Raw genomic sequence first — 26,484 nt, forward strand, 5'->3', positions numbered from 1 at the left:
CGCAGGGTTCCGTCAAGCGCCGCCGCGCACTTGGTCGTGTATTTGTGAGCATTTCGGCATATATACTGGGTCTTGGGCGGGTTATCGCCTTGACCAGGCCAGCCAGCGCGCCGCCAGGCGCCTGCGCAACGAGGTGAGCCGTGTCCGCCTATAGGCGTCGCCGGCCATCTTGATGCCTTGCGCCTGTGTCGGGAAGGGATGGATGACGTCGGCCAACGCATGCAATCCCATGCCCGATCGAATGGCGAGAGTCACCGTGTTGATCATCTCGCCGGCATGGCTGGCGACGACCGTCGCCCCCAGGATGCGGTCGGACCCCTCCCTGACATGGATCTTGACGAACCCTTCCTCCTCGCCGTCCATTACGGCGCGGGCGACATCGTGCATCAGCACGGTGTAGGTCTTGACCGGAATGCCGTTGCTGCGCGCCTCCAGGGGATAGAGGCCGACATGGGCGATCTCCGGATCGGTATAGGTGCACCAGGGGACGACGAGTTCACTGAGCCTTTCGCGGCCGCGAAACAAGGCATTGCGCACGACAATGCGCGCCGTTGCCTCGGCGGTGTGGGTGAACTTGTATTCGAGGCAGACGTCGCCCGCCGCGTAGATGTGCGGGTTGCTGGTTCGCAGATAATCATCCACCTTGATGCCGCTGGCGTCATACGCCACGCCAGCCTCTTCGAGGTCGAGACCGGCGACATTGGGTGAACGGCCGACGCCGGTGATGATCTCGTCCACCGAAATCGTCGTCGTGTCGCCATCCCGCATCAGGTCGGCGAGCTTGTTTGCGCCTTCCCTGCGCACCGCCACCACTTCGGTGTTCAGGCGCACCTCCACCCCTTCGCGCGCCAGCGCATCCGAAAGGATCTGCGCGGCGTCGCGCTCCTCGCCGGGCAGGAACATCGGATCGCTCTGCGCCAGGATGACCTTCGCGCCGAGCAGGCAGAAGGCTTGCGCCGTCTCGCAGCCAAGCGGCCCGCCGCCGATGACGAGGAGGCGTGGCGGGCATTGCGTAAGATCGAACATCGTCTCGTTGCTGAGATAGCCGGCTTCGACCAGCCCCGGAATGGCAGGGAAGGCCGGATGTGCGCCTGTTGCAATCAGCGCCTTTTTGAAATGCAGCGTCTTGTCCGCGACCGTGATCGTATCGTGTCCGGCAAATCGCGCCTCGCCGAAATAGAGATCGATCCCTTCCGAAACCAGGCTCGCGGCGGAATCGGCACGGCTGATCCGCTGCCGGATCTGCCTCATTCGTGTCATTGCGCGTTGAAAATCGACACGAAGATGGTCTGGCGGGTCGCCGCCGAAACTCTCGGCATCGCGCATGTCGGCATAGAGCCTGGCTGTGCGGATGATCGACTTCGACGGAACGCAGCCGACATTGATACACGCACCGCCAATCAGCCCACGCTCGATCAGCGCGACTTTCGCACCAAGGCTCGCCGCGTCACGCGCGGCGGCCAACCCGGCCGGCCCGGCGCCGATGACGACGAGATTGTAGGGGCCGTTCGGGGTCGGATTCTTCCAGTGCGGGGGATGCGCGCCCCTGATCAGTTCGACGTCGTTGCGGTCGACAGGGAAGGCGGCGGTTCTCGTCGGTTCACGTGACATCGCGTCCCCCGGATGCCGGCGTTGCCGGCCGCGACAACCATCCGCCGGTGAAGCCGGCCTTGCCCAGGCCGCGACGGATATGGGGATTGGAACGCATGAGCTCCCAGATCAGGCCGGAACGGTGGTTTTCGATCATCATCACCGCGATGCCCTGGTCCAGTCCGAAATGGCCTTCCGACACCCAGCCATTGCGGCCGAATTTTCGCCGATTGGCCAATGTCGGGTTGAAACCGCTAGGCAGCCGGAAATTGTCGAGCACTTCCGGGTAACGATCGACGAGGTGACGCAGCGCCGCCAGGCAGATGTCCGGCGCGAACGGCAGCGACGCCGAATAGGACCAGGGCGCGATCGTGCCGTCATCCGGACCAAAAGGCGCGCCACGCGCCGCATAACCGGAAAACCGGTGGCGCCGTCGCTCCACGCTGGCGCGGAAGCTGCCTGGCCCGTCGCCGGCCGAAAGACCCCACAGATTCTCGCCATAGCCGTCAAAGCCGTAAGGGTTGTGCCGGGCGTAGTCGCGGTGAAGATATGTCGAGCGGCGGCTGTTTTCGAAATAGTCCGAATTCTTCTCGCGCATGAAAGCGTCGCGGATGCCGGCGAAATCGATCCAGGCATGCGAGAACTGGTGCATGAACAGCGGCCCGCCATAGAGCACGTCGCGGCCGTAGATATTTTCCCATTGATAGGTCGCCGTCCAGGCCTCGTAGCTGTCGTCGGAGCTCGGTCGGCCCGGCGAGGCCATGGACAGCACATAGAGGATCGTCGCCTCGTTGTAGCCTTCCCAGCCATAGTGCAGAAAGCCGGTCCTGGCCTTCCAGCCCTGGCGGAGCGTCGGGCTGCTGCCTTGCGCCCATCGCCAGTCGACTCGCCTGTAGAGCGCCTCGGCCAGTTGGCGGATTTCGGCCTCATCGTCATTGTCACCGGAAAAATAGGCGCCCGCCACCAGCATGCCGGCGATCAGTAAGGCGGTATCCACCATCGACAGCTCGCAGCGCCAGACGCGCAAACCGGTCCGCATGTCGAGGAAGTGATAGTAAAAACCCTTGTGGCCGGTAACGTCCGGGCCGCTGCCTTGCGTGCTGGTCTGGAAAAAGCGTAGCGCCGCAAGGGTCAGCCTGGCAGCCGCGTCGCGCGCCACCCAGCCACGTTCGACGCCGATCGGATAGCAGGACAGGGCGAAACCGACGACAGCGATGCTGCACGGTGAATTCGGCCGCGACGTGTCGGCGACCAGCCCGTTGCCGGGGTTCACATTCTCCAGGAAATAGCCGAAGGCGGCGCTTTGATAGCGGTCCAGAAGCTCGTCGTCGGCCAGCGCGGCGGGATCTGCTCTAAGCAAACGACGCAAACTCCAACATGATGTTCGCGGCGCCCGTCGATCGCACGCCACCGGCACGGTGGCCGCAGGGCATCGCAGCTGTCGGGCTCTCTCGTCGTGTCATGGCATACCCCTGTTATGGCATTCAGACGTCAGCTACCATAAGCCTTTCCAGCACCAATCGTTGCTTCGTCACGCGGAATTGTAGTTGGCTCGGGCCAACTCGGATCTGCCTCGATCCGGCTCAATAAGTGGCGCGGCCGCCCGAAACGTCGAACACGGCGGCCGTGGTGAACGAGCATTCCTCCGAGGCGATCCATGAGATCAACGCCGCCACCTCCTCGACTTCGCCGAAGCGCGCCATCGGTATCTTGGACAGCATGAAGTCGATGTGCTCCTGGCTCATCTGCTTGAAGATCGCGGTGCGCACGGCGGCCGGCGTTACGCAATTGACCGTCACCTTGGTCTTGGCGAGCTCCTTGCCGAGCGACTTGGTCAGGCCGATCACCGCCGCCTTCGAGGTGCTGTAGGCGGAAGCGTTGGGATTGCCTTCCTTGCCGGCGATCGAGGCAATGTTGACGATGCGACCATAGTTGCGCTCGAGCATGTGCGGCACCAGCGCCTTGTTGCAGTAGAAGACGCCGTTGATGTTGATGTCGATGACCCTTTGCCAGTCCTCGGTCGAATAGGACCAGGTCGTCATGTTCGGGCCGGTGATGGCCGCGCTGGTGACCAGTATGTCGACGCCGCCAAGGGCTTCGATCGTCGATTGTGCGGCGGCCTCCACACTTGCCGCATCCGCAACGTCCACCATCACCCCATACAGGCTGGGAACAATGGCTTTCGCCTGTTCGATCTGCGCGGCATCGCGGTCCCAGACGCTGACGCGCCCGCCTTCGTTGACGATCCTCTGCGCGACGGCCAAGCCGATGCCCGAGGCGCCACCGGTAATCACCGCCGACCGGCCGGCGAATCGTCCCGCGAAGTTCATCGGCATGTCATTCCCCCTGTCCATCCTGGCTGAAGTCGGCCTATGTAATGGCCGTGTTCGGGGACTGTGAGGTTACCGCAGGCCGAGTTCAAGCCCGCATGCGGCCGGATCGTCTGGGCCAAAACCGGCTGGACTACGGCGTGCGATCTCTCGGCGATAGCCGCGCTGTAAGACAAGGTGACCGGATTTGCCATTGAGCATGGGGTGCGATAGGTTATATTGCACTGCACAATGGAGATGCCGTTTCTTGTACGCCCCTGTTTGCGGATATGCCGGCCGGTTTGCGGCCTGCCGGTCTGGGGTCGTGTCGACGGGACCCTGAGATGAAAATTCCCAAATCCCTGCTCGTCGATCCCGAAAGGAATTCGGTCTATGGCAGCTTTGCCGTTGCCGTCTCGATCTGGGCGTTCTCCTATTCCGTCATTTTCGGCCAGGTGCTGATCCTGGCCTACTACGCCGTCTGGCTTCCACTTATTCTGGTCGACTACCGGCGGTTCCTGCGGCAACTATCCAGTGCCTGGCTGCCGCTGTTGTTCGCGGCCTATGTCTGCTTCTCCGTGTTCTGGTCGCAGGCTCCCGGCATCACCGCCAGAACGGCGGTTCAGTACCTTTCCCATATCACCTGCGCCTATGTCGCGGCACGCACCGTCAGTGTGCGCACCCTGACGATAGGCGCCCTGGTCGGCATATTCTTCGTCCTGCTGTATTCGATGAAAGTCGACGGCTATTCCGAGGACGTCCTCGACGGCACCTATAATTTCGTCGGCGCCTTCGCCTCCAAGAACCAGATCGGCTTCGTCGGCTCGCTCGGCATCTATTTCTCCGTCGTGTTTCTTGCTTTCCTTCGGCGTGGCCGGCTGAGCTTCATGCTGACCGTGCCGGTCGTGCTGTTGTCGGTCTATGTACTGATCGTATCGCATTCCGCCACCTCGATAGCCTCGATACCGGCGGTTCTGGCGCTGGTGGCGCTTCTTGCGATGAGCAAGCTTTTGTCGCGGCGCTACCGTCGGGTGATCTTCGTGATCGGCACCGGCATGATCGTCGTGGTGGCCATTGTCGCCCTCAATCTCGGGCTCATGGATTTCGTGCTTGGCCTATTCGGCAAGGATTCGACGCTTACCGGGCGCACCTATCTTTGGGAGCAGGGCTGGGACGCCGCGATGCGGTCGCCGATCCTCGGCGTCGGCTATGCCGCCTATTGGGTACAGGGTTTTGCCGAGGCCGAGCGGCTGTGGAACGAATTCTACATCACCACCCGCACCGGCTTCCATTTCCACAACACCTATGTCGAAGCCCTTGTCGAACTCGGCTTCACCGGGGTGGTGCTGATATCGCTGATCATGCTGCGTACGCTCTTAGGCCATATCGCGGCGGTGGTCTTCAAGACATGGCAGGCCGAATCGGTGGTCCTTATCGGCGTGATGGTGCTGCTGCTCATCCGCTCCTTCGTCGAGGTCGAGATTCTCAACCCCTACATCATGGGCTCCTTCCTGATGTATTTCAGCTTCTTCAAGCTGGCGCGGTTGCCGGTCACCCGCACGCGATGGTCGCCGGCCTTCGAGCCTGCGGATGCGAAGGGGGGAGAGGCAGCCTGGCCCCATCGTCCAGCGGCGGCCGAGTAATGACGAGGGCCCGCTGGAGCCCTTCCAGGAAAAGTGCTTAGCGGTTTTTCGTCCGGTGCTGCGCAAGTTGGAGCGGGCCGGAGCCATTCCAGGAAAAGAAAGTGGGACGGTTCTCCGTCCCGTGTCCCGTGCTGGAAATCCCAATGCATGTCGCCCGGAAGTGTCCTCGGTTCCGGTATCAGCAAAAACCTCCGCCGGCAGGCCAGCGGAGGTTCAAAGTCTTTGCGCCATGGGTTTCGAAAGCGGCAGGCAGGCCGCGCGAACTTCTGCGTCCTACTGGCTGGCCAGCGGTGCCAGCTTGACCTTGATCACATCGCCAGGCAGCACCAGCGTGTCTTCCTTGGCGGTGATTTCGCTGGTCTTGCCGTCGACTTCGCGCACCAGCGAATAGAGCAAGGTAGGCTGCTGGTCGTTGGTGATGGCGGCCGTCGTCGCCGGATCGGTGGCCTGGGCGATCAGGCCCTTCTGCATATTCGCCTTCAGCGCGGCCTCGTTCAGGTCGGCTTCGGTCTGCTGTCGGTCGGAGGCGAGCCTCGAGCTCAAGGTGTTCTGGGCGTCGATGGCGTCCTGCGTCGCCTTGCTGATTGCCTGCTTGGCGGTGAGGATGGCCGTCTCGTAGTCCAGGATCTTGCCCTGCAGGTCGGTCACGGACTGCTGCGAATCCAGAAGTCTGGCATTGGCGACCAGGCCCTTCTGCGCCAGCGGACCGATGCTGGCCAGCTGTTGCTGCGCCAGGTCGACCTGCTTCTGCTGGTTGACGATCTTCTTCTGCAGCGATTCGATTTCCGCCTGCAGCACGCCCTTGAGATCGTCGAGCGCCTCGAGCTTCAGCTTCAGCGCCTTCTGGTCGGCGGTCAGGATCGTCATCTCGTCGTTGACGATGGTCGGCAGCCGCGGATCGCCCTCGACCTCTTTCGGCGCTTCGAAGCTCGTCTTGCCGGCCATATCGGCGTCGATACGGGCGCGCTTGACGATCAGCCGCACGCGCAGGTCGTCGGAAATATCGAAATTTCCCTTGGCGGTGACCAGGTCCTTGCCGAGCTGCGGGCCGTAGTCGGCGTTGCGCCTGATGCCGCCGGCGACGCTGATCGCCTTCAGCACGGTAAGTTCGGGCACATAGGGAAACTGGCCGGGATTCTGCACTTCGCCCGAAATGTAGAACGGCCGGAATTGCGCCATTTCGACCGAGGCTTCAGGCTTGTCCGACAAAGCGAGCTTGTGCTGCAGCGCCTCGCCGATCGCCGCGGCGACCTCCGCCGTGGTCTTGCCCGCCGCCGGCAATTCGCCGACGAAAGGCACCGACAGCGTGCCGGCCGGACCGACCGTGTATTGGCCATTGACCGACGACCAGTCGCGGAACGCGCTTTCGACGGTCTGCCATTCGGCGATGCGGATGGTGAGCTTGTCCTGGGAGCCCAGACGGTAATCGTCGGCGGCGGCCAGCTGGGGAAAAGCGAGCGACATCGTAAGGCACGCCGCCAAGAGCCGCGAGCGGCCGGAAAACGGGCCGCTGCCAAAGACTTCGAACATGTCTGTTTTCAACTGAGCGTTCCGATCCGTTATAGCCCCCATCGCCCGATGAGCTTGCCGCCGGATGCCTGAGTCAGGCGGGCCTATCAGTAAGACCCGCGTGACATCCAGACGGCCGGCACGGTCCTGATGATGATGCGAACGTCCTCGAACAGAGACCAGTTCTCGACATAGTGTCGATCGAACGCGACGCGGCTGTCATAAGAAACGTCGTTGCGACCGCTGACCTGCCACAGGCCGGTCAGGCCGGGCCGGGACTTCAGATAATAGACGGCTGCGCTGCCGTAGATTTCCAGTTCGTCGCGTACCACCGGGCGAGGCCCGACGAGGCTCATATCGCCCTGGAGGATGTTGATGATCTGCGGCAACTCATCGAGGCTGAGCTTGCGCAGGACCGCTCCGACGCGGGTGACGCGTGGATCGTTCTTCAGCTTGCGGGTCGCCATCCATTCCGCATTGGCGTCTGGATTGGTCGCAAGATAGGCGGCCAGCACCTTGTCCCCGTTCGGAACCATGGTGCGGAACTTGAGGCAGGAGAAGAGCCGTCCGCCGCGCCCGATTCGCCGATGACCGTAGAAAATCGATCCGCCATCGGAGAATTTGACGAGCAACGCTATCATGATGAACAGCGGGCCGAGCGCGATCAGTCCGGCCAGCGAACCGGCGATGTCGAAGCTCCGCTTGATGAGGCCGCCGATCGGCGGCGGGAAGTCGGTGTCAGCCTGCGAAAAGCCCGCCGTGGCTGACTTGGCAATGTCCCTCATGCGGAAAACTCCATGCGTTGAACGAATGGTTTACCGCACGATATCAAAAAAATGTTGCAGCGCAACACACAATTTTCCATATCCTTGAAATAGTCGCGTCATGAATTGACTAAATAATAAGCTCGTTTTGCACAAATTTCAGGATGTTTAGCACATTTGTGACAATAAATGGGCAAGGACAAAAAAATCTGGACATTTTTGGGGCGGTTCCTGGGCGGCGCGTTCCTCGCGCAGGGGTCCGGAGCATATTAGTGCTTTAGGAGGACGCCACATTGGAAACTATTCACCTAAAATACTACTTAATATTATAAGTATACTCGAATTTTTTTGGCGGCTGCAGGTAGAGTGAAATGCCGGCGTGTGCATTGCAGCATGGCAGAGTCGAACGCGTAAGCTCAATCAAAAATTTGTGCGGTTGCCCTTGCCGCCTTCCGCCCGCCTTAATAGAATTGCAAATTATACCTGTCATGGTCGCGACAGGTTGAAAGGCCGGAAGCAACCGGTCGAGAGCGGGCGACTTAACAAGCCCGCATCACAAGGGACGGCGCTCGGGTGGGGCTATCGTTGGATATAACCCGAGCCGGTTTATGGGCTGTTGGGTATGTCGCTTCCAAAATTCATCGTTGGGATGCTTTTCGCGCTCGCGATCGTCGTAGCCTGGTCCTGGCTGGGTGGAGCTTCGTTCGGCACGACGCTGCTGCGCGTCATCATCTGCGCCGTGGTCATCCAGGCTGGTTATTTCGCGGTTGTCTACGCCATGATCGTCAGGAGCGCGCCGACGCCAGCCGACAGGCTGCGCGAAGCCGAGAGAAAGCAGAACTCCACCGAAGTGCCCGAGGGCGAGAAGCTCGGCAGCGCCCGGCGGGGCCTGCATTAGGTCCCGCGAGGACATCACCGTCCTCAGGCCACATCGGCGGGTTCGGTCTCAGACTGTTCTCCCGATAGCATCCTGGACAGCCGGCTCCCCGGCTTCGCCTTCAGGCGCTGATATTGCCCGACTTCCACGACACGGCCGTCTTCCATCGCCACCACCCAGTCGGCGAAGGCGATCATCGACGGCCGGTGCGCGATGGTCAGGATCGTCATTGCGCCGCGCAGGCCATCGATCGACCTGGCGATAAGCGACTGGTTCTGCCAGTCGAGCGCGCTTGTTGCCTCGTCCAGGATGAGCAGTGAGGGCTTGCGCAGCAGCGCGCGTGCCAGCGCGATGCGCTGACGCTCGCCGCCCGAAAGGCGCACGCCACGGTCGCCGACCACCGTCTCCAGTTCGAGGTCGAGCCGTTCTACGAATTCGCCGGCATGCGCGGCGCGCAACGCCGTCCACAATTCGTCGTTGCTGGCCCGTGGGGCTGCAAGCCGCAGGTTCGCCGCGATCGTGTCATGCAGCAGGAACACGTCCTGCGGCACATAGGCCACCTGATCGCGCCACAGGCGGCGATTGCCGGCATCGATCTCGATGCCATCGACGAGGATCTTGCCTGCGGTCGGCTCGAGCAGCCCGAGCAGCATGTCGGCGATCGTGCTCTTGCCTGATCCGGACGGGCCGATCAGGGCGGTGACCTTGCCGGCCGGAAGGCCGAAGGTGATGTCGCTCACCACCGCCTTGCCGGCGCCGTCGTCATAGTCAAAGGAGACGTCACGAATGTTCAGCCCCGTATCGAGGGTCAGCTTGCGGGCATCCCTGGGTTCGACATGGCCGGGCTCCCGCTCGGCGTCGAAACGTGCCTGCAGGCTGCGCATTGCCGTATAGGCGGGCAGGTTGATCAGCACCTGCTGGGCCTGCGTCTGCATGTCCATGAAGCGCGGCGCGATTCGCATGAAGACCAGGAGCAACACGACGATCTCGGCCAGTGACAGGTGGAAGCGGACCAGCGCCACATAGATGAACAGGCTCAGGCCCACGACGCTCGCCACCTGGAAGACGGCGGTGCCGATCGAGCTGTTGCGCACATAAGCGATGTTGTCGGCCTTCATCTTTCCGAGCGTGGCCTGCAGCTGCGCGAAATAGCTGGCCTCGACATTGAGGCTCTTGGCCACCTTGATGCCGCCGAGAAATTCCGAGACCGTGCGGTACTGGTCCTGGCGATTGGTCGTCAGAATCCGGCCGAAGGCGGTGGCCCGTGAGCGAAAAGGCTGCAGCGCTATGAACATCACGATGCCGATGATGACGGCAAACGCCGTCATGACCGGCGAGATGAACATGGAAATCACGAGATAGCCCACCAGCAGCACGGTGATCTGCACCAGCATCAGGAGGGAAAAAGCCGCCCCCTGGACGCGGTCGATGTCACCGGTCAAAGCATGGTCGAGATCGGAGCCGCGCATGCGCGTGAACACGCCCCACCGCGCCTTGCCGATGCTCTCGAACAGGTTCATGCGCAAGCGGTTGATGAAATCGAAGAGCAGCCTTGCCATATAGACCGACTTGAAGCGGTTGAAGGCTGCCTGCACGGCAACAAGCCCGACCAGCGCGCAAAGCACGGTGGTCAACTGCAGCGTTCCGCCGGGCACCAGCCAGCGCACGAAATCAATGTTCGGCAGCCTGACCGCGAAATCCTGGTCGGCACGCCCGACCAGATGCAGCAGCGGCACCAGCAGCAGAATCGAGATGCCTTCCGTCAGGCTGCCGAGGATCAGGAACAGCAGCGCCGTCCAGGTTCGCCGCCCGCCGATCTGGGCAATGACGGCGCCGAACGCCGCGACATCGCGAAACAGCGACAGGCTGAAGACCGATGACCTAGGCATCTCCAGCCAGCTCCTTTTCGATCAGCGCCACAGCCTCGCCGATCCTGTCGATGCCCGTCGGAACGTCCAGCCGGCACACGCCGACATGGTTAGCGATTGCTGAACAGTGGTGAAGATGCATCGCCGCGAAATCGCCGGAGAGTGCGGCGCGGCCGAAACGCGTCACGTAGGAGAATTTGATGATGGCCGGCAAGGCGGCGATGTGAGGCAAGGGGGTGATCCCAGCCCTTTCGCCACGCTCAAGAATGTAGATCCTGGCCGCCGGCACCCTGTTGCCGGCGAAGGCGCCGTGCAGGCGATGCTGCATCTTCTCGATCGCGGGATGCACCTGCGGCCGCACTTGCGCCTGCCCAAGCGAGATCGCCGCCGCGGCATCGGCCGCAAGCTTGATCTGCGGAAACCCCGGAACGATCATCGGTTGGTCCGGGTCTGCCAGGTCAAACGCCACGACGTCGTCGGTGAGCAGATCGTGCCCGGCCCGGATCAGCGCGCTTGCCGTCGTCGATTTGCCGGCGCCCTTGTCGCCCATGAAGATGGCGCCCCTGCCGGTCACGGCTATGGCGCTGGCGTGCAGGACGAGCAGGCCGCGCTGGTGCAAAAGCAGCGCCAGCACTGGTCCCAGCAATGGGAAGGCAAGCAAGGCGTCGCCGACGCCGGGTGCCGGCTGGACATCGATGCGGCGGGCGTCGCTGATCAGGAATGCGCCGACGGCCTCCCAGGCTAGATACTGCCGGCCAGGCTCGAAGCGGAAGACGGTAGTTGCCTCCGCCGACGGCTTGGGCATATCGATCGGGCCGATGGCGATCTCGATGTCGGCCGCCGCCGGCTCCGCCGGCTCCAGTTCGGGCAGTGATATTTCGGACGCGATGATCAGGCCATAGGCGCGGTAGTAACGCCGTTCTCCGGCGATCCTGCCGCGCCGGAAAGGATGGTCGAGATCGCCGGCGAACGGCTCATGGCGGGACATCATGCGGGGCTCCCCCCATGCTGGACCTGCCGCAGCCACAACGACAGTGACGCCGAGCGCCAGACATATTGGACATCGAGCGGCGCCGCCTGGTCCGGCTGGTGCAGCAGCCGCGCATAGGCGGCGTTTACTTCCGGCAGGTTGACATAGGGCGCGATGCGTCCCGCATCGCCAACCAGCAACTGCTCCAGCAGGCCGCGATGGTTGCGCACCATGCCGTTGACGAGATTGGCGGTGAAATCGATCTTGTCACGCCGCCACTGGACCGCCGCCGGCAGGATACCCTCCATGGCTCGGCGCAGCACGTAGCGGCCAAAGCCGTGACTGAGCTTCTGCTCGCCCGGCAGCCCCAGGCAGAATTCGACCAGCGGCTTGTCCCAGAACGGATAACGTGGTTCGACGCCGAAATTGGCGGCGACCTTGTCCAGAACCTCGAAAGAGTGCGGCACATAGCCGTTGGACAGGATCCAGCGGTGGCTGAGCGCATCGCTGGCCCGGACGCCGGGCGGCATATAGCCGGCTCGGTGGAACCGGTCGATGATCTCGGTTCGCCTGGCAAGGTCCGGGTTGATCAGGTCGCGCCAACTCCGGCCACGCTGCGATCGGGCAGGCCCGCGTATCCTGCTCAGGGCGCGGTTCCCCAAACGCCGCAGCTTGGCGATGCGCCAGGCCGGCCCGTAAATGGTGAGGAACTGGAAATAGAGGCCGAGCGTGCTGTCGCCATAGGTGTTGGAGGCGCTGCGCACCTCGCGCCAGAGGTCCAGCCATCGGCCGCCATTGGCAAGCTCGTGCAAATGGCCATGTCCCTGCGAAACGACCTCGTCGCCGCCATGGCCGTCGAGCAGCACCTTGATGCCCTTGGCGCCCGCCGTCCGGTAGATGCCGCGGGTCAGCGTCAGGCCCGGCGCCAGGAAAGTGCCTTCCTGCTCCTCCAGCACCCGTTCGAATTCAGCGAAGGGCGCATAATTGCCGACATGGATCAGCGTCGGGTCGGCCTTCTGCTGATCCAGCACGGCATCGATGAAGGAGCGCTCGTCCATCGATGAACCCTTCTCGAAAACCAGTGAGAAGGTCGGCAGCTTCGGCTTGCGCCCGGCCGCATTCTGCAGCCCGGCCACGCAGGCGATCGAGGAGGAATCGAGGCCGCCGCTCAGCATAGCGCCGACCGACGGACTCCCCCGCATGCGATTGCGGACCGATTGCGAGAACAGATGGGCGAATTCCTCCGCGGCGTCCGACCGCGGCGCCCGCTGCGACGGCTCTATCTGCCAGTACCGGCGCAGCACCAGACGTTGCGCGGTGACGGTGAGGCTGTGACGCGCCGGCAGGCCGAAAATGTCGCTGTAGGGCGTGGACTGCGGGTCGTCGGGCAGGCCGGCCAGGAATCCGGAAATCCGGTGCTCGCTGAGGCGTGCATCGACCCCCTCGAGGCCGAGCATTGGCCCGATCTCGGAGGCAAAGGCAAAGCGTCGTTCCGCCGCGTGGTAGTAGAATGGCTTCACTCCGAAATGGTCTCGCGCGCAGAACAAGAGCTGCCGTTCGGCATCCCAGACGGCAAAGGCGAAATCGCCTTGCAGATGCACGGGACAGGCTTCACCCCAGCGCAGATAGGCCCGCATCAGCAATGCCGCATCGGCGACTGAACTGTCCCTGATACCGAGCCTGGCGAGCAGTTCGTCGCGGTTGTCGAGCCTGCAGTCGGCGGTGATGGCCAGCTTGCCTCCGGCCATGGTTAGTGGGCCGGGGCCGGCTTCGTCGGTCGTGTTGAACCAGGCGTGGCCAAGCGCGATGCCACTGTCGAGCCACCACGAGCTTCCGTCGGGACCACGATGGCGCATGCGCGCCAGCATCTGCTGGATGCCGCTCGCCGCTTCAGCCGGTGCGGGGTCCTGTCGCAGCAGGATTCCGGCCACGCCGCTCATCGGCTGCCGTGGTCGATCAGGTGGGCGAAGCCATCGACGGATCCGCCGAGCACGATGTGGTTGTCGCTGACCAACCAGGCATGCGCCTTCAATTGCTCGCCTGTGCCGCGCTCGATGCCGATGCGGATATTCGACGCATTGCCCTTGCGCGCGAGGAGGTATTGGCCCGAAAGCGCCTGGGTCAGGCATGTGGCGCCCGGCACGAACCGTGCGGCTGCTGCAACCCCCCAGGCGACGAGCCGCAACTCGCCCATGCTGGCACATTGGCGCGCGTTGAGCCGGGTCACCATCGCGCGGACGCGGTTGTAGGAGAACACTGTCAGCCCGACCCGGACGGTCGCGACCACCAGCAGGCAACGGCACAGGAAAAGCGCTTCGGAGCCGCTCAAGGACAAAATTCTGGTCAGGCTCCGCCTGCCAGGCCGCTGCTTCATCGGCGTGGGGGTTCTCTGCGTCACAGGTCTTTGCCGCGCAACCATGGCCTCTTGCGACACCTGCTTAGACGAGTGCCTCATGCTCAAGCCTCGCAAGCCCGTTTTCCGCCAGTCCTTTCAGCAATGCGTCGACGTCGGCCTTGCAGCGCTCGGCGTCGACAGTGTAGCGCGCGAGGACGGCGCTGCGGATATCGGCGATCGGCTTGGGTTCCTGGATCAGTTCCCAGATGAAAGCGCCGACACCGTTGAGGCTGTAATAAATATTGGATCTCAGGTTGAGAAGCGCGAGACCATCGCCGAATTCGCAAGCAACGGCGTCCTTGGTGGCCTTCACGCAATCGTGCTCGGTTGGGTTCCAGTTCATTCTAAAACCTCGTTTGCAACACACCGTCCACGCGTCATCAGTTCGACGGGGAAAGTCGGGGATTTTCGTCCCCGGCTCCATTTCATTGTCTTCGATCCTGGAGGCCCAACGTCATTCCTCCAGAAACAGGCTGGTCTCAGGAGAACGTCAGGTCGCCGATCGGGGTGTGTGCGGGAAACGACGCATCGGTCGCCGTGCTGCCGCCGCCGCCTTGGGTGATGGTCTCGATCGAACCATGTACCGTCAGGTTTGGCGTTTCATACTCATGCTTTTCAACATTCTGTTCCATTTTACTCTCCATAAGGACTTGAAACGGCCTGTCGATTGCCGTCAGCACTTAAATGCTGCATTGCAATAGCTGCACGGCAACATTTATGAGTCAAGTCTCATTTACCTGGCGTTAATCAATTGTGGGTTGCGAACGTCATTCGACGTGGCGATCCGCCTCTCGTGAGGTGAAGCCGCATGAAATCGGCGATTGCTTCCGGAAACCATGTAGGATTTTGCTATTTTGAGGGAAATTCACGCAGGCGATTGATTTTAGATGACGCTAAACTATATCCCTCTTTCAGTTGACCATCGCCGATAGCTCGGCTAACGCGCCGCGACAGGGTTGGAATTGAGTCCATGCACCTCGTCACTTTCGCGGGAAGCTGGCAAACGTTATGGTTGCAAAATCTTGCACTGCGAAAGGAAGGGCTTTACGACGCCGCGGTTTTTAAGGATGCTTTGCTTCGCACTTGCAGCATACGCGACGCGCAAACCGTTTTTTGGAGACTGTGCGCTCAATGGCCTTGCCGGAAAGCTCTTATGAACGACTGCGCGCAACCGACTGCGCCGACGAGATCGCCTATGTGCAGGCCTGCTTACGGTTGTATTTTGCTGCGCCGGGCGCCTCGGTCGGCGAGATGTCGCCGCCGGGCCTTTCAGTCGCTGCCGTCACCGACATCGCCAGGCTGAACAAGGTCGGAACCTTCGTTCTGAAGGCGCTGTCGCGTGCGCCGGCGCATGAGAGGCCGGCCGAGCTCTTCCAGTGGCTCGAAACCTATCGCAGAAGGACGGTTTCGATGAACGCCGCCTGCCTGATGGATTCGATGGCCATCAACGAGGCGCTGCTCGACAGGCGGATCGACTTCGTCTTCCTGAAAGGGCCGTTCCAGCAGCATCTGCTTTACGACGATCACTTCATGAAGCCTGCCGGCGATGTCGACATCCTGGTCTCGCCGGCCGGGTTCTTGAAGGCACGCGAAGCGTTGCGCGCGATCGGCTACGAGGTGTCGGGCAAGTCGCGTTCGGTCTGGTGGGTCCGCTTCCTCGGCGAACAGCACATGGTTCGCGGCCATGGGCCGAAATCATCCACGGTCGATCTTCATTACCGGCTCCAGCAGCCCGGCTCGCCCAGCCCGCGCGATGCCGACGGGTTCCTGCGGCGAAAACGGCTGGTCGAGATCACCGGCGTCGAAGTCCCCTTCACTTCGGCGGCCGACACTTTGATGCTGTCCTGCATCAGCGTCGCCAAGGCCCTGTTCAACCGCGAACCCTGCGCCGGCTATGTCTGCGATATCAGGGCCAGCTCCAGCCGCCTCGACGAGGCCGATCAGCAGCGTGTGCTCGATGCCGCGGTGAGCCAGGGACTGGACGACACCTTGCTGCTCGGCCTGCGCGCCGCCGATGTGCTGCTGGGCGGCACCGGCACGCTTCTATCGGAGCGGGCCAAGCCGATCCTGTCGCGCATCGGCAATGAGGACCTGCTCAACATGGTCATCGCGCCATGGCTGTCGTCGCTGCGCTGGCCGCAGCGGCGGACAGTTTTGTGGGAATTGTGCGGCCGGGCTCCCGTCCGCTACCTGGCCGAGGCTGGCTGGGCCGCCTCGGCGGACATCAGCCGCCGCATCTTCGAACGGCCGGCCAGTCCGTGAGGGCGATGGATATCGAACGCGTACAGGGCGAGGGCAGAACGAAACCTGTGCAAGAGGCAAATTCCATGTCGATGACGAAATCCGAGGTTTGCGTGATCATCGCGGCCAAAAACGCGGCGCGCACGATCGCGGTTGCCATCGCATCCGCGCTGCGCGAACCGGAAGTGACGGAGGTCGTCGTCGTCGATGATGGCTCTACAGACACTACCGCCGAGGTCGCCCGCTCCGCAAACGATGGCAGCGGCCGGCTTACAGTCATGCGCCTCGACGTCAATCGCGGCCCATCCTTTGCCCGCAATGCCGCGATCGCCGGCTCACGAGCGCCGTTCGTCAGCATTCTGGACGCCGACGATTTCTTCCTCAAGGGCCGGTTTCGCAACCTGTTTGCCGGCGCCGATTGGGATTTCGCCGCCGACAACATCATGCTCATCAGGGATGACGCGACCGGCGACGCGACAAAAATCGTCGCCCCGGATTTTGCCGCCGATCCGGAATTCCTCGATCTCGAACGGTTCGTGGAAGGCAACATCTCCAGGCGCCGCGTGCAAAGAGGCGAACTCGGCTTCCTGAAGCCCGTGATCAGCCGCGCCTTCCTCGACCGCCACGGATTGCGCTACGACGAAAGCCTGCGACTGGGTGAGGACTATGAACTTTACGCGCGGGCGGTTGCCCACGGGGCACGGTTCAAGGTCATCCGTTCCTGCGGTTACGGCGCCATCGTGCGTGCCGATTCGCTCAGCGGCCGCCACAAGACGCAGGACCTGAAGCGGCTGGCCGATGCAGATCTGGCGCTGCTGGCCATCGACAGCCTGCCGGAAGGGTCCAAGGCGGTGCTGCGGCGGCACGAGAGGCATGTGCGCGACAAATACCGGCTGCGCAATTTCCTCGATGTGAAGGCCGAGCGGGGCCTGGCTTCAGCCGCGGCCTATGCCTTCGAAAGCCAATCCAACCTCGTTCCCATCGTCCAGGGCGTGGCATCCGACAAGCTCGAGGCGTTGTTTCGCAATATTGGCCTCGTGTCCAGGAACAAGCATGTGCCACCGCTGCGTTTCCTGATGGCCGGAACTAGCGCGGGCAAGGCACAGTAAAGCGCGGGAACGTTCCGTCTTGCCTGCCGGCCGCGGGCCCAGCACGCAACCATTTCGATCGGATTTATGAGTTTACGAATTGGGTGGTTGCCTCGCGGCTCCGGGGATGGCAGTCTATGTTGCGCTGCAGCAAACTGAACGACCAGCCGAACTAGCCCCCGATCGGACTGGTCCGAAGTCCCTCTTCGTCAGAGGAGTAGACGACGCGGTACGAGTTTTCAGCCCCGGTTGCGGGGATCGGCAGTGGCCCGGCCGGAAGCCGGCCCAGAAAGCCGACCCAGAAAGCCGACGATGACGGGAGTTTGAGTTCATGGCCTCGATATTCGGCTTCAGATCAAGGGATCCGGCCCGCGACATGCAGACGGACGTTGCGCGTCTGGACCGGCTGGCGAAGCTGTTCGAGCAGATCGCGGCCGAAATCGATGCCGAGAAAACCGGCCTGGAAAGCCGCTACCGCAAGGAGGCGACCAACGCGGCCTTCCTCGTCGAAGCCATGGAAAACGGTTCGGCCTCCGACCGTCGCTCGTCCGAGGTCAGCGCATTGACGCAGTCCATCTTGAACAGCGAGCGTCGCATCGCGGCACTGTCGCGCCAGGACGGCATGATGCGCGAGCTTCGACATTCGCTGGATGTGGTCTTCCACGAGAATGGGGCCGCCGATTCACCGGCCACGGTCGAATCGGCCAGGCAGACAGGAGCCGGCCGAGGGTGAAGGTGGCGGCGCGGGACCGTTACGACGGAGGTGATGCAAGGGGTGGTCAAGATTGGCCCGTTTGGAAGCGGTTCAAACGTCGACTTTGGGTTGGGAACGCACAGCGCAAAGGTGAGTTTGTCATGAATTCGGATCCCAAAATCATGTCCACGACAGCAATCGACGCCGCCCTGCATTTCGGCTGGCGGTCCGGCCTGGCGGTCGCCTTGCTGCTTGCCGTTTTTGGCAGCCTGCCGGCAACCCCGTCTCATGCGCAGGATATCCAGTCCTCGCCCTCCTTCGTCGACGATTTCAAGAGTTTCGACCGTGAGCGCTGGTACGTTTCGGACGGCTGGACAAACGGCAGCCATCAGAATTGCACCTGGTCGAAAGGCCTGGTCGAGCTTTCCGATGGCGTTCTTTCGCTCGGTTTCGCGAAGCAGAAGACCAAGGATCGTGAGTTCGCCTGCGGCGAGATCCAGACCAAGCAGCGCTTCGGCTATGGGACCTATGAGGCGCGGATGAAAACCGATACGGGCCCCGGCCTCAACGCGGCTTTCTTTTCCTATATCGGCCCGTCCGACAAGCAGCCCTGGGACGAGATCGATTTCGAGATCCTCACCAAGGACACGTCCAAGGTGCAGGTCAACGCCTACATCGCCGGCAAGGGCAAGAACGAAAAGCTGGTCGACGTGCCCGGAGGCACCGACAGTGCCTTCAACGACTACGCCTTCGTCTGGGAGAAGGATAGTCTGCGCTGGTACCTCAACGGTCAGCTGGTGAACACCATCACTGATCCTGCGAAGCTGCCCAGCCATGCTCAGAAGATTTTCTTCAGCCTTTGGGGCAGCGACACGATGAAGAGCTGGATGGGAGCGTTCGCCGATCCGGGCCGCAGGCTTTCGCTGCAGGTCGAGCGTGTCGCCTTCACCGCGCTCGGTCAGCCCTGCCAGTTTCCGGAATCGCTGGTATGCAGCGTAAAAGAGTTGGGAAAGACGAATTGAACCGGCCGGACCGAAAGCGGCTCCAGGCCCTGGATGGGAATGAAACCGAATGAACTTGACGGTGTTTGGAATTGGCTATGTCGGCCTCGTGCAGGCGGCGGTGCTTGCCGAAGTTGGCCACCAGGTTGTCTGCGTCGATATCGACGCAAGCAAGGTGGAGCGGCTCAACCAGGGCTTTGTCCCGATCTTCGAGCCAGGCCTTGAAAGCATCGTCAGGGAGAATCACGCCGCTGGCCGCATCAAGTTCACCACCGATGCGGCGGCTGCCGTCAGGCATGGCGAAATCCAGATGATCGCGGTCGGCACGCCGCCCGGCGAGGACGGTTCGGCCGACCTCAAATATGTGCTGGCGGTCGCCGAGACCATCGGCCGCGAGATGGATACCGCCAAGATCGTCGTCGGCAAATCGACAGTGCCGGTCGGCACCTGCGAAAAGGTGAAGGCCAGGATCGCCGAGACGCTGAAGAAGCGCGGGCGCGAGGATTTGAGCTTCGACGTCGCCTCCAATCCAGAATTCCTCAAGGAGGGCTCTGCCGTCGCCGACTGCATGAAGCCGGATCGCATCATCGTCGGCACCGACAGCGAGGACACCGAGGCGGTGATGCGCGAACTCTACGCGCCCTTCAACCGCAACCACGAGAAGATGATCGTGATGGACGTGCGCAGCGCCGAATTCACGAAATACGCCGCCAATTGCATGCTGGCGACCAAGATCAGCTTCATGAACGAGATGGCGAACCTTGCCGAGCAGCTCGGCGCGGACATCGAGGAGGTGCGCAAAGGCATCGGTAGCGATCCGCGCATCGGCTACCATTTCATCTATCCGGGTCTCGGCTATGGCGGCTCGTGCTTTCCCAAGGATGTCCGTGCCCTGATCAAGACCGCCGAGGGCGTCAAATTCGATGCCAAGCTGCTGCGCGCCGTCGAGGAACGCAACAACGACCAGAAATCCGTCCTGTTCGACAAGGTGCATCGCTATTTCAAGGGCAACCTCGAGGGCAAGACCTTCGCGCTGTGGGGCTTGGCCTTCAAGCCCAACACCGACGACATGCGCGAGGCGCCCGCGCGTGTGCTGATGGAAGCGCTCTGGAACGCCGGCGCGACCGTGCAGGCCTATGACCCCGAGGCCATGCAGGAATGCCAGGCCGTCTACGGGCTGCGCGACGACCTGATGCTGTGCGGCACCAAGGAAGCGGCATTGCGCGGCGCCGACGCGCTGCTGATCGCCACCGAATGGAAGAGTTTCCGCGCACCGTCCTTCGATGCGCTGAAGGATGCACTGACCACGCCGGTCATCTTCGATGGCCGCAACCTCTACGATCCCAAGGTCGTGGCGCGCCACGGCATCGAATATCATTCGATCGGCAGAATGGCGGCATGAGATCGGGTGCGGATAAGCTCGAAACAGGGGCGGATGGCAACCAAGACGAGCGCGCCAGGCGCGGAAGGGAATTGCGGCCGACGGTGCTGTAAAGGCCGGGCAATCACCAGGGACGATTTCGAAAGCGAGGCGGCGGCCTTGGCCTGTTGCGTCGGAAAGGAGACCCCATGAAAGTTCTTTTTGCAGGCGGCAGTGGCTACCCACCGGAGTTCAGCGGCGGCGTCCAGTCGAGCACCCACCATCTGACCGAGCAGTTGATCGAGCATGGGCATGAGGCCGCGGTGCTCGCCGCCCTGTTTGGTGACGGTGTCTTCGGCTTCAAGGCGCGTGCCAAGATGAAGCTCTTGCGCCAGCCCGCGGTCGTCGACAGTTTTCCCGGCTACCCGGTGATCCGGGCATGGTTCCCCTGGGAGGCGGCGGCCTTCGCCGTCGAGAGGGTGAAGCCGGATGTGGCGGTGGTCCAGTGTCACAAGTCGGTTCCGCTCGGCAAGGCGTTGCAGGTCAAGGGCGTGCCGCTGGTCGTCTATCTCCGCAATGTCGAGTTTCACGAGCTGGGGGGCGACCTGCGCGACTTGCGCTCGGCGCTCTACATCGCCAATTCGGAGTTCACCGCGCGCACCTACGCCAGGGAGTTCGGCATCGAGGCAACGGTGATCCCGCCGACTATCAACCCAACGCACTACAGCACGCCGACGACGGGCCAGTTCGTCACCCTGATCAACCCCTATGAGGAAAAGGGTTTCGAGCTTGCGGTGCGCATCGCCGGCGCGTGCCCCGAAATCCCCTTCCTCTTCGTCGAGAGCTGGAAGCTGGAGGAAGATCATCGGGCGCGCATCGAGGAAACGATCGCACCGCTTGGCAATGTCACGCTGGAGAGCCGGACCTCCGACATGAAGACTGTCTATGGCCGCACCAGAATCCTGCTGGCGCCCAGCAAATGGGAAGAGGCCTGGGGGCGAGTGGCATCGGAGGCCCATTGCTGCGGCATTCCTGTCGTTGGCTCGCGGCGTGGCGGCCTGCCGGAGGCGATCGGGCCTGGCGGCGCGGTGCTGGACTATGACGCCCCGCTTTCCGACTGGGTCGCGGCTGTCAGGCTTCTGTGGAACGACAACCAGGAATATGATCGGATCTCAGGCCTCGCGCGTAGCTTTGCAGCGCGTCCGGAGCTCGATCCTGACCGTCAGTTCGTTACCTTCTTCTCGATATTGAACAAGGCAGTGCGGCAGCGCGCACGGCAAGCTGCTTAGACCTGTGCGCGCCAGCCGATCGCTCACTTATTGGGCATTTGCCCGACCGCGGCATTTGGCGCTCGACCGGATCTCGACATAGCGCCCGAAGGATAAGTATGGCCGAAAAGCACAAGTTTGTAATGTTGGATGGCCTCAGAGGCATCGCGGCGATCGCTGTCGTTCTGTTCCATCGGCGCTGGTGGTTCGCGGACGATGGTAACTTTCTGCAACACGCACCCTTGGCAGTGGATTTCTTTTTTCTCCTGAGCGGGTTTGTGATCGCCTACGCCTATGAGCCCAAACTAATCGCTGGAATGAGCCTCCGCCGGTTTCTGATAAAACGCCTGATAAGGTTGTATCCGCTGATACTCCTCGGGGCGTTCCTCGGCGGTGCGTTCATTTTGTTGAAGGAAATAAGAACTGAAGGCAGAATAACGGACGCGATAGAGATTACACTCTTCGGGATGGCAGCAATTCCGATGCCATTTCCAAACTCCATAGCCAGTCAGCCATTTTATGCCGATCAGCCTCTTTGGTCGATATTCTTTGAGATTCTGGTGAATATAGGGTTCGCTGCTTTTTTATATAAGCTCACAAACGCTTCATTGAAACTAATTGTGATGTTTACTGCAGTGGCCTACCTGATTGCGGTTGCTGTCAAAGGGGATGTCGGTCTCATCGGAAACCAATATGGTCCGTATGGATGGATGCTTATCGCCGGGTTACCCCGCACCGTATGTTCCTTTTTTCTCGGCGTTATCATCTTTCGGTGTCTGGGGGACCGCTGGATCAGTCGCGTAAGGGCGCCGGCATGGACCCTTCCAGTGATCTTGATGGCGATTTTTGCTGTGCCTGACTTGGGAAATATTGGAAATACAATCATGGCTGCTCTGTCTGTCCTGATTGTTTTCCCGTTAATTGTGATTGCAGGAGCCAACGCGCAGCTGGATGGGGTTGGGGCAAAAATCGCCGCGACTTCAGGCGCGGTATCCTTCCCTTTATACGTGCTGCATGAGCCGATGTATGCTTGGTCAGAGCCGATTATGTACCGGCTTGGTCTGTTTAATCAAGTAGTTCCCTCTGTGTGGGCTTGCGCGCTTGTTTTTGGAATAGCGTTTTTTTCTCTCCTAATGTACAAGATTTACGATATCCCGATCCGTCGTTTCCTTACGCGTACTTTCGATGCCTCCAAGCAAGCTGCTCCGGCCCTGCGATGGGAGTCTCCATGATCCTGCGAGACGACTCATTGTGCGGTGCACAAATCGATATTGCGCCTGCGAACAATTCCCTTTACGTTTTGCAACGGTCGATGGTCTTGGATCGGACTTGGATGTGATGGCCGGGCGCCAAGCGGAAAGCGGCACAGAAAGCCGTCCTGAACGAGCGATAAGGCGTTTGCGCCATGCTGCCGGCTGGCGGCTTGCGATGCTGCGCCGGACTGCGTCGGGTCTCTTCTCGCAGGCGATGGCACGCTCCGCGCTTTTCCTCAGGTGGAAACTGTCGCGGCCAGGCCGAGCGCATCAACTGCAGGGAGAATTGATAGTTTCCTTGACATCCTATCCTGCACGATTTCCGACATTGTCGTTGACGCTGAAATGTCTGTTGGCTCAGTCGATCAAGGCCGACAGGACGATTCTTTGGATCGCGCATGAGGACATGGCCTCACTGCCAAGATCGGTCACGGAACTCCAAGCTCACGGACTGGAAATACGCTCCTGCAAAAACAGCAGATCGTATAAGAAGATTATTCCGACTCTGGCGACATTTCCCGAGGCTTTCATCGCGACAGCCGATGATGACGTCTATTACTCCAGCCATTGGCTGGAAGAGATGGCTTTGCTTGCGGGCAACAACACAATCGTATGCCACCGGGCGCATATGGTGAACTTCGATGAATCCGGAAATCTGAAACCGTACGACGAATGGCATTTTGACGAGGCGGCGATCTCTCCGATCCTGTTTCCGACGGGGGTAGGCGGCGTGCTTTATGCCCCGCATTCACTTGCGCCGGAGGTGCTGGACGAAGCCGAATTCGCGAGGCTTTGTCCAAGCGCCGACGACGTCTGGCTGTTCTGGATGGGTCGTCGCGCGGGGAGTTCCTACGTCGCTGTCGGCACCAACTGGTTTCCCGTCCCGTGGAAGGGAACGCAGGCTTCGGCCCTTTATCTTACCAATGTGGGGCAAAGCGCCAATGACGAGCAGATCAAGGGCATGATCAAGGAGTACGGCAATCCGTTTGATGACCCTGTTTGCAACAAGGCGGCCTGACAAACGGAAGTGGATTGAGATGGAAAACAAGGTAACCCCCGCCGTCGGGCGCAACGATGTTTCCGTGTTGATCGCGGCTTTCAACGCATCTCCATTCCTGGAGCGCGCTGTGAGTTCTGCGATGAACCAAGGAAGCTCGGTGCTTGAGATTATTGTCGTTGACGACTGTTCGACAGATGCAACGCTCGACATCGCCAGGAGGATCGCAAAGCAAGATGAACGCGTGAAGGTCGTTCACCTATCCAAGAATGTAGGCCCTTCCGGTGCTCGTAACGCGGGCCTGCATGTTGCCAGAGGCGATTGGGTGGCAGTCCTGGATGCTGATGACGCCTACGCACCAGGGCGCCTTGAGCGCTTAATCCAGACAGGTGCTTCCGAAAAGGCTGACATAGTCGCGGACAATTTCGCTTTCTATGATCCGACCAGCGGAACGTCGGGTTCTTCGGCCGCCGCTTTGACCAGCGAGATAACGCCGGTCAGCACCGAGGCGTTCCTGATACACGCACGGCCATTCGGGCCGGACATCGACTGGGGTCTGCTCAAGCCAGCTTTCAGAAGGCAGTTCCTGATCGACAGATCGCTGCGCTATCCGGAGGATTCCCGACATGGCGAGGATTTCCTCCTGGTCATGGGAGCACTGCTTGCAGGTGCCAAATACGTCGTGGCCAACTTCCCGGGTTATCTTTATACCCACCGCGGCTCAGGCTGGAGCAGAACCCAGATAAACTATGACGGCCAGGTAAAGCAGTCCAGCAAGCTGTTGCTTGACCCACGAGTCGCAAACGATCGAAAGCTGGTGCATTTGCTGAACGCCAGGATACGCTCGATCAAGCGTCTGTCCGCCGAAAGAAGCACCCAGTCGCTCATAAAAGATAGGCGACCCTTCAGACTTCTCGCAGCTGCAACAACAGATTGGCGAATCGCCCTGTCGGTACTCAGAAAATTCAAAAACAAGGCTGCGAGTGTTCGCATTGGTTAGGATGCCATTGAAAAAACCGTTTTCCCTGCTGGAAAGCAAGGTATCTCGAGCCGATCTCAAGGTCGCTTCGGTCAATGGGGCCGCTGTCAATTTCAGTTCACAGGTGCTCAAGCTTGTACTGCAATTCTGCTACCAGATCATCATTGCCCGCCTTCTGATCCCTGAAGATTTTGGCATTGTCGCCATGGCTGCGCCGTTGTTTGCGTTCGCGGCGCTCTTCACTGATTTCGGCCTGACGCAAGCGACGGTTCAGAGAGAAGAAATCACGCAGGAGCAGGTAAGCTTCATCTTCTGGGTTAATATTGGTCTTAGCGCCGCGATCTGTCTGGCGGTTGCTGCCCTGGCACCACTCGCCGGCGTGTTTTTCAGCGAGCCTCGCGTCGTTCCCATTGTCGTGGCACTCAGCGCAACCTTCATTTTGAGCGGGCTGTGCGCGCAGCACATGGCCTTGTTGAACCGGCATCTGCTGTTTTTCAAGATCGCGGTCATAGAGATTTTGAGTTTTCTGCTCGGTTCTGCCGTTGGCCTTGTCCTAGCGTGGAAAGGGTTCGGCTATTGGTCGCTTGTCTACAACCAGATAGCAATCTCCTTCAGCACGCTTCTTATGAGCTGGGCCATGGTGAGGTGGGTTCCAAGCAAACCCGTGCTGTACGGCGACGGTTTCAAAATTCTGAATTTCGGCGCCAACATCACGTCGTTCAACGTGCTGAATTTTTTCGCCAGGAACTTCGACAATATACTGATAGGCCGCTATCTAGGTGAGGCGCCGCTCGGCATATATGACAGGGCGTACAAGTTGCTCTTATTGCCGTTGAGCCAGATAACTGGGCCCATATCCAAGGTAGCCCTCCCATCCTTGGCGCGAACTATGGGGGAACCTGAGGTCTATCGGCGGTTCTATTTCAGGATGCTGGAACTTATAATCATCGGCACGTATCCAGCCGTCATTTTCGCAATGATAAACAGCCAACTGCTGATTTTGACGTTGCTGGGGCCGAAATGGCTGGAGGTCTCCCACGTATTCACCATTTTGGCGTTCGGGGCGATTTTTGCCCCTATCAGTAGCAGCACGGGTTGGCTGTTTATAAGCCAGGACAGGACAAGGGAGATGAGAAATTGGGGTGCGCTGAGCTCCGCCTTGTTCGTCGCTGCCTTTATTTGTGGATTGCCATGGGGGATTGCCGGGGTCGCCGCGTTCTACATAGGCGTGGGCACGGTTCAGGGCCCCATTCTCTGGTGGGGCGCAACAAGGAGGGGACCGCTCTCATTCGGCCAGTTGCTGGCGACCCTCGGACCCTATTTTTTCGCTGCAGTCGTAACCGCCTTCCTGGAGTGGATGTTGAGAACTTGGTTGCCCGACAATTTCTGTGGGCTGATTATATCCGGGGTTGCGTCCTATGTCGGGTTCCTGGGGGTTGTCTTGGCCTTTGGCTCCAGCCGGAAAGGCATCGTCGAACTGGCTATCGAGGCTTTGGTTTTGTCCAGGCGCTTCTATGGCAAGGTCGTTGCTCGTTTCGCATAGGCAATGACCGCCCGTTAACTGTTACGAATCGGGCCGGTACCGACGTTGCCGCAAGACTGCGATCAGTCATCAGGCAGTCACTCTGATGTTTCGAGCAGTGCAATCCGGTAACCGATTGCAGTACGTCTATTTTGC

The 26,484-nt window shown here is 60.9% G+C and carries 23 protein-coding genes; 12 read left to right on the forward strand and 11 right to left on the reverse strand.

Going from position 1 to position 26,484, the window contains the following annotated elements:
* Nucleotides 1-81: 81 nt before the first annotated feature.
* From FJW08_RS20580 to FJW08_RS20590, 3 genes are all read right to left on the reverse strand, one after another.
* Nucleotides 82-1,611, reverse strand: a complete 1,530-nt coding sequence (locus tag FJW08_RS20580; RefSeq protein WP_140762731.1) for a mercuric reductase — start codon at nt 1,609-1,611, stop codon at nt 82-84.
* Nucleotides 1,601-2,950, reverse strand: a complete 1,350-nt coding sequence (locus FJW08_RS20585; RefSeq protein WP_140762729.1) for a glucoamylase family protein — start codon at nt 2,948-2,950, stop codon at nt 1,601-1,603. The genes FJW08_RS20580 and FJW08_RS20585 overlap by 11 nt, the downstream gene beginning before the upstream one ends.
* Before the next feature lie 223 nt (nt 2,951-3,173).
* On the reverse strand, nt 3,174-3,926 hold the full coding sequence (locus FJW08_RS20590; protein ID WP_140812063.1) for an SDR family NAD(P)-dependent oxidoreductase: 753 nt from the start codon (nt 3,924-3,926) through the stop codon (nt 3,174-3,176).
* A gap of 317 nt (nt 3,927-4,243) precedes the next feature.
* Between FJW08_RS20590 and FJW08_RS20595 the strand changes: the two genes are divergently transcribed.
* A complete protein-coding gene (locus FJW08_RS20595) occupies nt 4,244-5,542 on the forward strand; it encodes an O-antigen ligase (RefSeq protein WP_140812064.1) in 1,299 nt (432 codons plus the stop codon).
* A gap of 273 nt (nt 5,543-5,815) precedes the next feature.
* Here FJW08_RS20595 and FJW08_RS20600 read toward each other — a convergent pair whose 3' ends face one another.
* Together FJW08_RS20600 and FJW08_RS20605 are read right to left on the reverse strand one after the other, a co-directional pair.
* Nucleotides 5,816-7,072 carry a polysaccharide biosynthesis/export family protein gene (locus tag FJW08_RS20600; RefSeq protein ID WP_181182986.1) on the reverse strand — a complete coding sequence of 419 codons (1,257 nt, stop codon included), beginning with the start codon at nt 7,070-7,072 and terminating at the stop codon, nt 5,816-5,818.
* An 86-nt stretch (nt 7,073-7,158) separates the two neighbouring features.
* A complete protein-coding gene (locus FJW08_RS20605) occupies nt 7,159-7,836 on the reverse strand; it encodes a sugar transferase (RefSeq protein WP_140762719.1) in 678 nt (225 codons plus the stop codon).
* A 601-nt stretch (nt 7,837-8,437) separates the two neighbouring features.
* On the opposite strand from FJW08_RS20605, the gene FJW08_RS20610 reads away from it, so the two are divergent.
* The gene (locus FJW08_RS20610; RefSeq protein ID WP_140812066.1) at nt 8,438-8,713 is read left to right on the forward strand and encodes an exopolysaccharide production repressor exox; all 276 of its coding nucleotides are present in this window, start codon (nt 8,438-8,440) and stop codon (nt 8,711-8,713) included.
* A gap of 23 nt (nt 8,714-8,736) precedes the next feature.
* Here the strand turns inward: FJW08_RS20610 and FJW08_RS20615 are convergent, their stop codons facing one another.
* The 6 genes from FJW08_RS20615 to FJW08_RS20640 all read right to left on the reverse strand — a co-directional run bounded on the left by FJW08_RS20615 (nt 8,737) and on the right by FJW08_RS20640 (nt 14,557).
* Nucleotides 8,737-10,581 carry an ABC transporter ATP-binding protein gene (locus FJW08_RS20615; protein WP_140812067.1) on the reverse strand — a complete coding sequence of 615 codons (1,845 nt, stop codon included), beginning with the start codon at nt 10,579-10,581 and terminating at the stop codon, nt 8,737-8,739.
* Nucleotides 10,574-11,551, reverse strand: a complete 978-nt coding sequence (locus tag FJW08_RS20620) for a serine kinase (protein WP_140812068.1) — start codon at nt 11,549-11,551, stop codon at nt 10,574-10,576. Before FJW08_RS20620 ends, FJW08_RS20615 begins: the two co-directional genes overlap by 8 nt.
* A complete protein-coding gene (locus FJW08_RS20625; protein ID WP_140812069.1) occupies nt 11,548-13,470 on the reverse strand; it encodes a lasso peptide isopeptide bond-forming cyclase in 1,923 nt (640 codons plus the stop codon). Before FJW08_RS20625 ends, FJW08_RS20620 begins: the two co-directional genes overlap by 4 nt.
* Nucleotides 13,467-13,859: a lasso peptide biosynthesis B2 protein gene (locus FJW08_RS20630; protein ID WP_246682460.1), complete on the reverse strand. Its 393-nt coding sequence runs from the start codon at nt 13,857-13,859 to the stop codon at nt 13,467-13,469. The genes FJW08_RS20625 and FJW08_RS20630 overlap by 4 nt, the downstream gene beginning before the upstream one ends.
* A 109-nt stretch (nt 13,860-13,968) precedes the next feature.
* Nucleotides 13,969-14,268: a PqqD family protein gene (locus FJW08_RS20635; protein ID WP_140812070.1), complete on the reverse strand. Its 300-nt coding sequence runs from the start codon at nt 14,266-14,268 to the stop codon at nt 13,969-13,971.
* A 136-nt stretch (nt 14,269-14,404) separates the two neighbouring features.
* Nucleotides 14,405-14,557, reverse strand: coding sequence for a lasso peptide (locus tag FJW08_RS20640; protein ID WP_140762699.1), 153 nt, complete (start codon nt 14,555-14,557; stop codon nt 14,405-14,407).
* A 499-nt stretch (nt 14,558-15,056) separates the two neighbouring features.
* Here FJW08_RS20640 and FJW08_RS20645 point away from each other — a divergent pair, with 499 nt between their 5' ends.
* From FJW08_RS20645 to FJW08_RS20690, 10 genes are all read left to right on the forward strand, one after another.
* A complete protein-coding gene (locus FJW08_RS20645; RefSeq protein ID WP_140812071.1) occupies nt 15,057-16,187 on the forward strand; it encodes a nucleotidyltransferase family protein in 1,131 nt (376 codons plus the stop codon).
* Nucleotides 16,188-16,252: 65 nt separating this feature from the next.
* On the forward strand, nt 16,253-17,275 hold the full coding sequence (locus FJW08_RS20650) for a glycosyltransferase family 2 protein (RefSeq protein WP_140812072.1): 1,023 nt from the start codon (nt 16,253-16,255) through the stop codon (nt 17,273-17,275).
* A gap of 310 nt (nt 17,276-17,585) precedes the next feature.
* Nucleotides 17,586-17,987 carry a hypothetical protein gene (locus FJW08_RS20655; protein ID WP_140812073.1) on the forward strand — a complete coding sequence of 134 codons (402 nt, stop codon included), beginning with the start codon at nt 17,586-17,588 and terminating at the stop codon, nt 17,985-17,987.
* 122 nt (nt 17,988-18,109) lie between these two features.
* Entirely contained in the window at nt 18,110-18,970 is an 861-nt protein-coding gene (locus tag FJW08_RS20660) for a family 16 glycosylhydrolase (protein WP_140812074.1), read from the forward strand.
* Nucleotides 18,971-19,019: 49 nt separating this feature from the next.
* Nucleotides 19,020-20,351: a UDP-glucose/GDP-mannose dehydrogenase family protein gene (locus tag FJW08_RS20665; RefSeq protein WP_140762687.1), complete on the forward strand. Its 1,332-nt coding sequence runs from the start codon at nt 19,020-19,022 to the stop codon at nt 20,349-20,351.
* A 167-nt stretch (nt 20,352-20,518) separates the two neighbouring features.
* Entirely contained in the window at nt 20,519-21,598 is a 1,080-nt protein-coding gene (locus FJW08_RS20670) for a glycosyltransferase (RefSeq protein WP_140812075.1), read from the forward strand.
* Nucleotides 21,599-21,696: 98 nt separating this feature from the next.
* Nucleotides 21,697-22,809, forward strand: coding sequence for an acyltransferase (locus FJW08_RS20675; protein ID WP_140812076.1), 1,113 nt, complete (start codon nt 21,697-21,699; stop codon nt 22,807-22,809).
* A 97-nt stretch (nt 22,810-22,906) separates the two neighbouring features.
* On the forward strand, nt 22,907-23,848 hold the full coding sequence (locus tag FJW08_RS20680) for a glycosyltransferase family 2 protein (RefSeq protein ID WP_140812077.1): 942 nt from the start codon (nt 22,907-22,909) through the stop codon (nt 23,846-23,848).
* A gap of 19 nt (nt 23,849-23,867) precedes the next feature.
* The gene (locus FJW08_RS20685) at nt 23,868-24,827 is read left to right on the forward strand and encodes a glycosyltransferase family 2 protein (protein WP_181182987.1); all 960 of its coding nucleotides are present in this window, start codon (nt 23,868-23,870) and stop codon (nt 24,825-24,827) included.
* Nucleotides 24,828-24,834: 7 nt separating this feature from the next.
* Nucleotides 24,835-26,349 carry a lipopolysaccharide biosynthesis protein gene (locus FJW08_RS20690; RefSeq protein WP_181182988.1) on the forward strand — a complete coding sequence of 505 codons (1,515 nt, stop codon included), beginning with the start codon at nt 24,835-24,837 and terminating at the stop codon, nt 26,347-26,349.
* Nucleotides 26,350-26,484: the final 135 nt, after the last annotated feature.

The organism is Mesorhizobium sp. B3-2-1 (genome assembly GCF_006439515.1).
In the GTDB taxonomy this organism is placed as follows: Bacteria; Pseudomonadota; Alphaproteobacteria; order Rhizobiales; family Rhizobiaceae; genus Mesorhizobium.

What these genes read in the sequence shown, in the direction of transcription:
- FJW08_RS20580 (WP_140762731.1), bottom strand. Translation starts at nt 1,611, where the DNA reads ATGTCACGTGAACCGACGAGAACCGCCGCCTTCCCTGTCGACCGCAAC.
- FJW08_RS20590 (WP_140812063.1), bottom strand. Translation starts at nt 3,926, where the DNA reads ATGCCGATGAACTTCGCGGGACGATTCGCCGGCCGGTCGGCGGTGATT.
- FJW08_RS20595 (WP_140812064.1), top strand. Translation starts at nt 4,244, where the DNA reads ATGAAAATTCCCAAATCCCTGCTCGTCGATCCCGAAAGGAATTCGGTC.
- FJW08_RS20600 (WP_181182986.1), bottom strand. Translation starts at nt 7,072, where the DNA reads ATGTTCGAAGTCTTTGGCAGCGGCCCGTTTTCCGGCCGCTCGCGGCTC.
- FJW08_RS20605 (WP_140762719.1), bottom strand. Translation starts at nt 7,836, where the DNA reads ATGAGGGACATTGCCAAGTCAGCCACGGCGGGCTTTTCGCAGGCTGAC.
- FJW08_RS20610 (WP_140812066.1), top strand. Translation starts at nt 8,438, where the DNA reads ATGTCGCTTCCAAAATTCATCGTTGGGATGCTTTTCGCGCTCGCGATC.
- FJW08_RS20615 (WP_140812067.1), bottom strand. Translation starts at nt 10,581, where the DNA reads ATGCCTAGGTCATCGGTCTTCAGCCTGTCGCTGTTTCGCGATGTCGCG.
- FJW08_RS20620 (WP_140812068.1), bottom strand. Translation starts at nt 11,551, where the DNA reads ATGATGTCCCGCCATGAGCCGTTCGCCGGCGATCTCGACCATCCTTTC.
- FJW08_RS20625 (WP_140812069.1), bottom strand. Translation starts at nt 13,470, where the DNA reads ATGAGCGGCGTGGCCGGAATCCTGCTGCGACAGGACCCCGCACCGGCT.
- FJW08_RS20635 (WP_140812070.1), bottom strand. Translation starts at nt 14,268, where the DNA reads ATGAACTGGAACCCAACCGAGCACGATTGCGTGAAGGCCACCAAGGAC.
- FJW08_RS20640 (WP_140762699.1), bottom strand. Translation starts at nt 14,557, where the DNA reads ATGGAACAGAATGTTGAAAAGCATGAGTATGAAACGCCAAACCTGACG.
- FJW08_RS20645 (WP_140812071.1), top strand. Translation starts at nt 15,057, where the DNA reads ATGGCCTTGCCGGAAAGCTCTTATGAACGACTGCGCGCAACCGACTGC.
- FJW08_RS20650 (WP_140812072.1), top strand. Translation starts at nt 16,253, where the DNA reads ATGTCGATGACGAAATCCGAGGTTTGCGTGATCATCGCGGCCAAAAAC.
- FJW08_RS20655 (WP_140812073.1), top strand. Translation starts at nt 17,586, where the DNA reads ATGGCCTCGATATTCGGCTTCAGATCAAGGGATCCGGCCCGCGACATG.
- FJW08_RS20660 (WP_140812074.1), top strand. Translation starts at nt 18,110, where the DNA reads ATGAATTCGGATCCCAAAATCATGTCCACGACAGCAATCGACGCCGCC.
- FJW08_RS20665 (WP_140762687.1), top strand. Translation starts at nt 19,020, where the DNA reads ATGAACTTGACGGTGTTTGGAATTGGCTATGTCGGCCTCGTGCAGGCG.
- FJW08_RS20670 (WP_140812075.1), top strand. Translation starts at nt 20,519, where the DNA reads ATGAAAGTTCTTTTTGCAGGCGGCAGTGGCTACCCACCGGAGTTCAGC.
- FJW08_RS20675 (WP_140812076.1), top strand. Translation starts at nt 21,697, where the DNA reads ATGGCCGAAAAGCACAAGTTTGTAATGTTGGATGGCCTCAGAGGCATC.
- FJW08_RS20685 (WP_181182987.1), top strand. Translation starts at nt 23,868, where the DNA reads ATGGAAAACAAGGTAACCCCCGCCGTCGGGCGCAACGATGTTTCCGTG.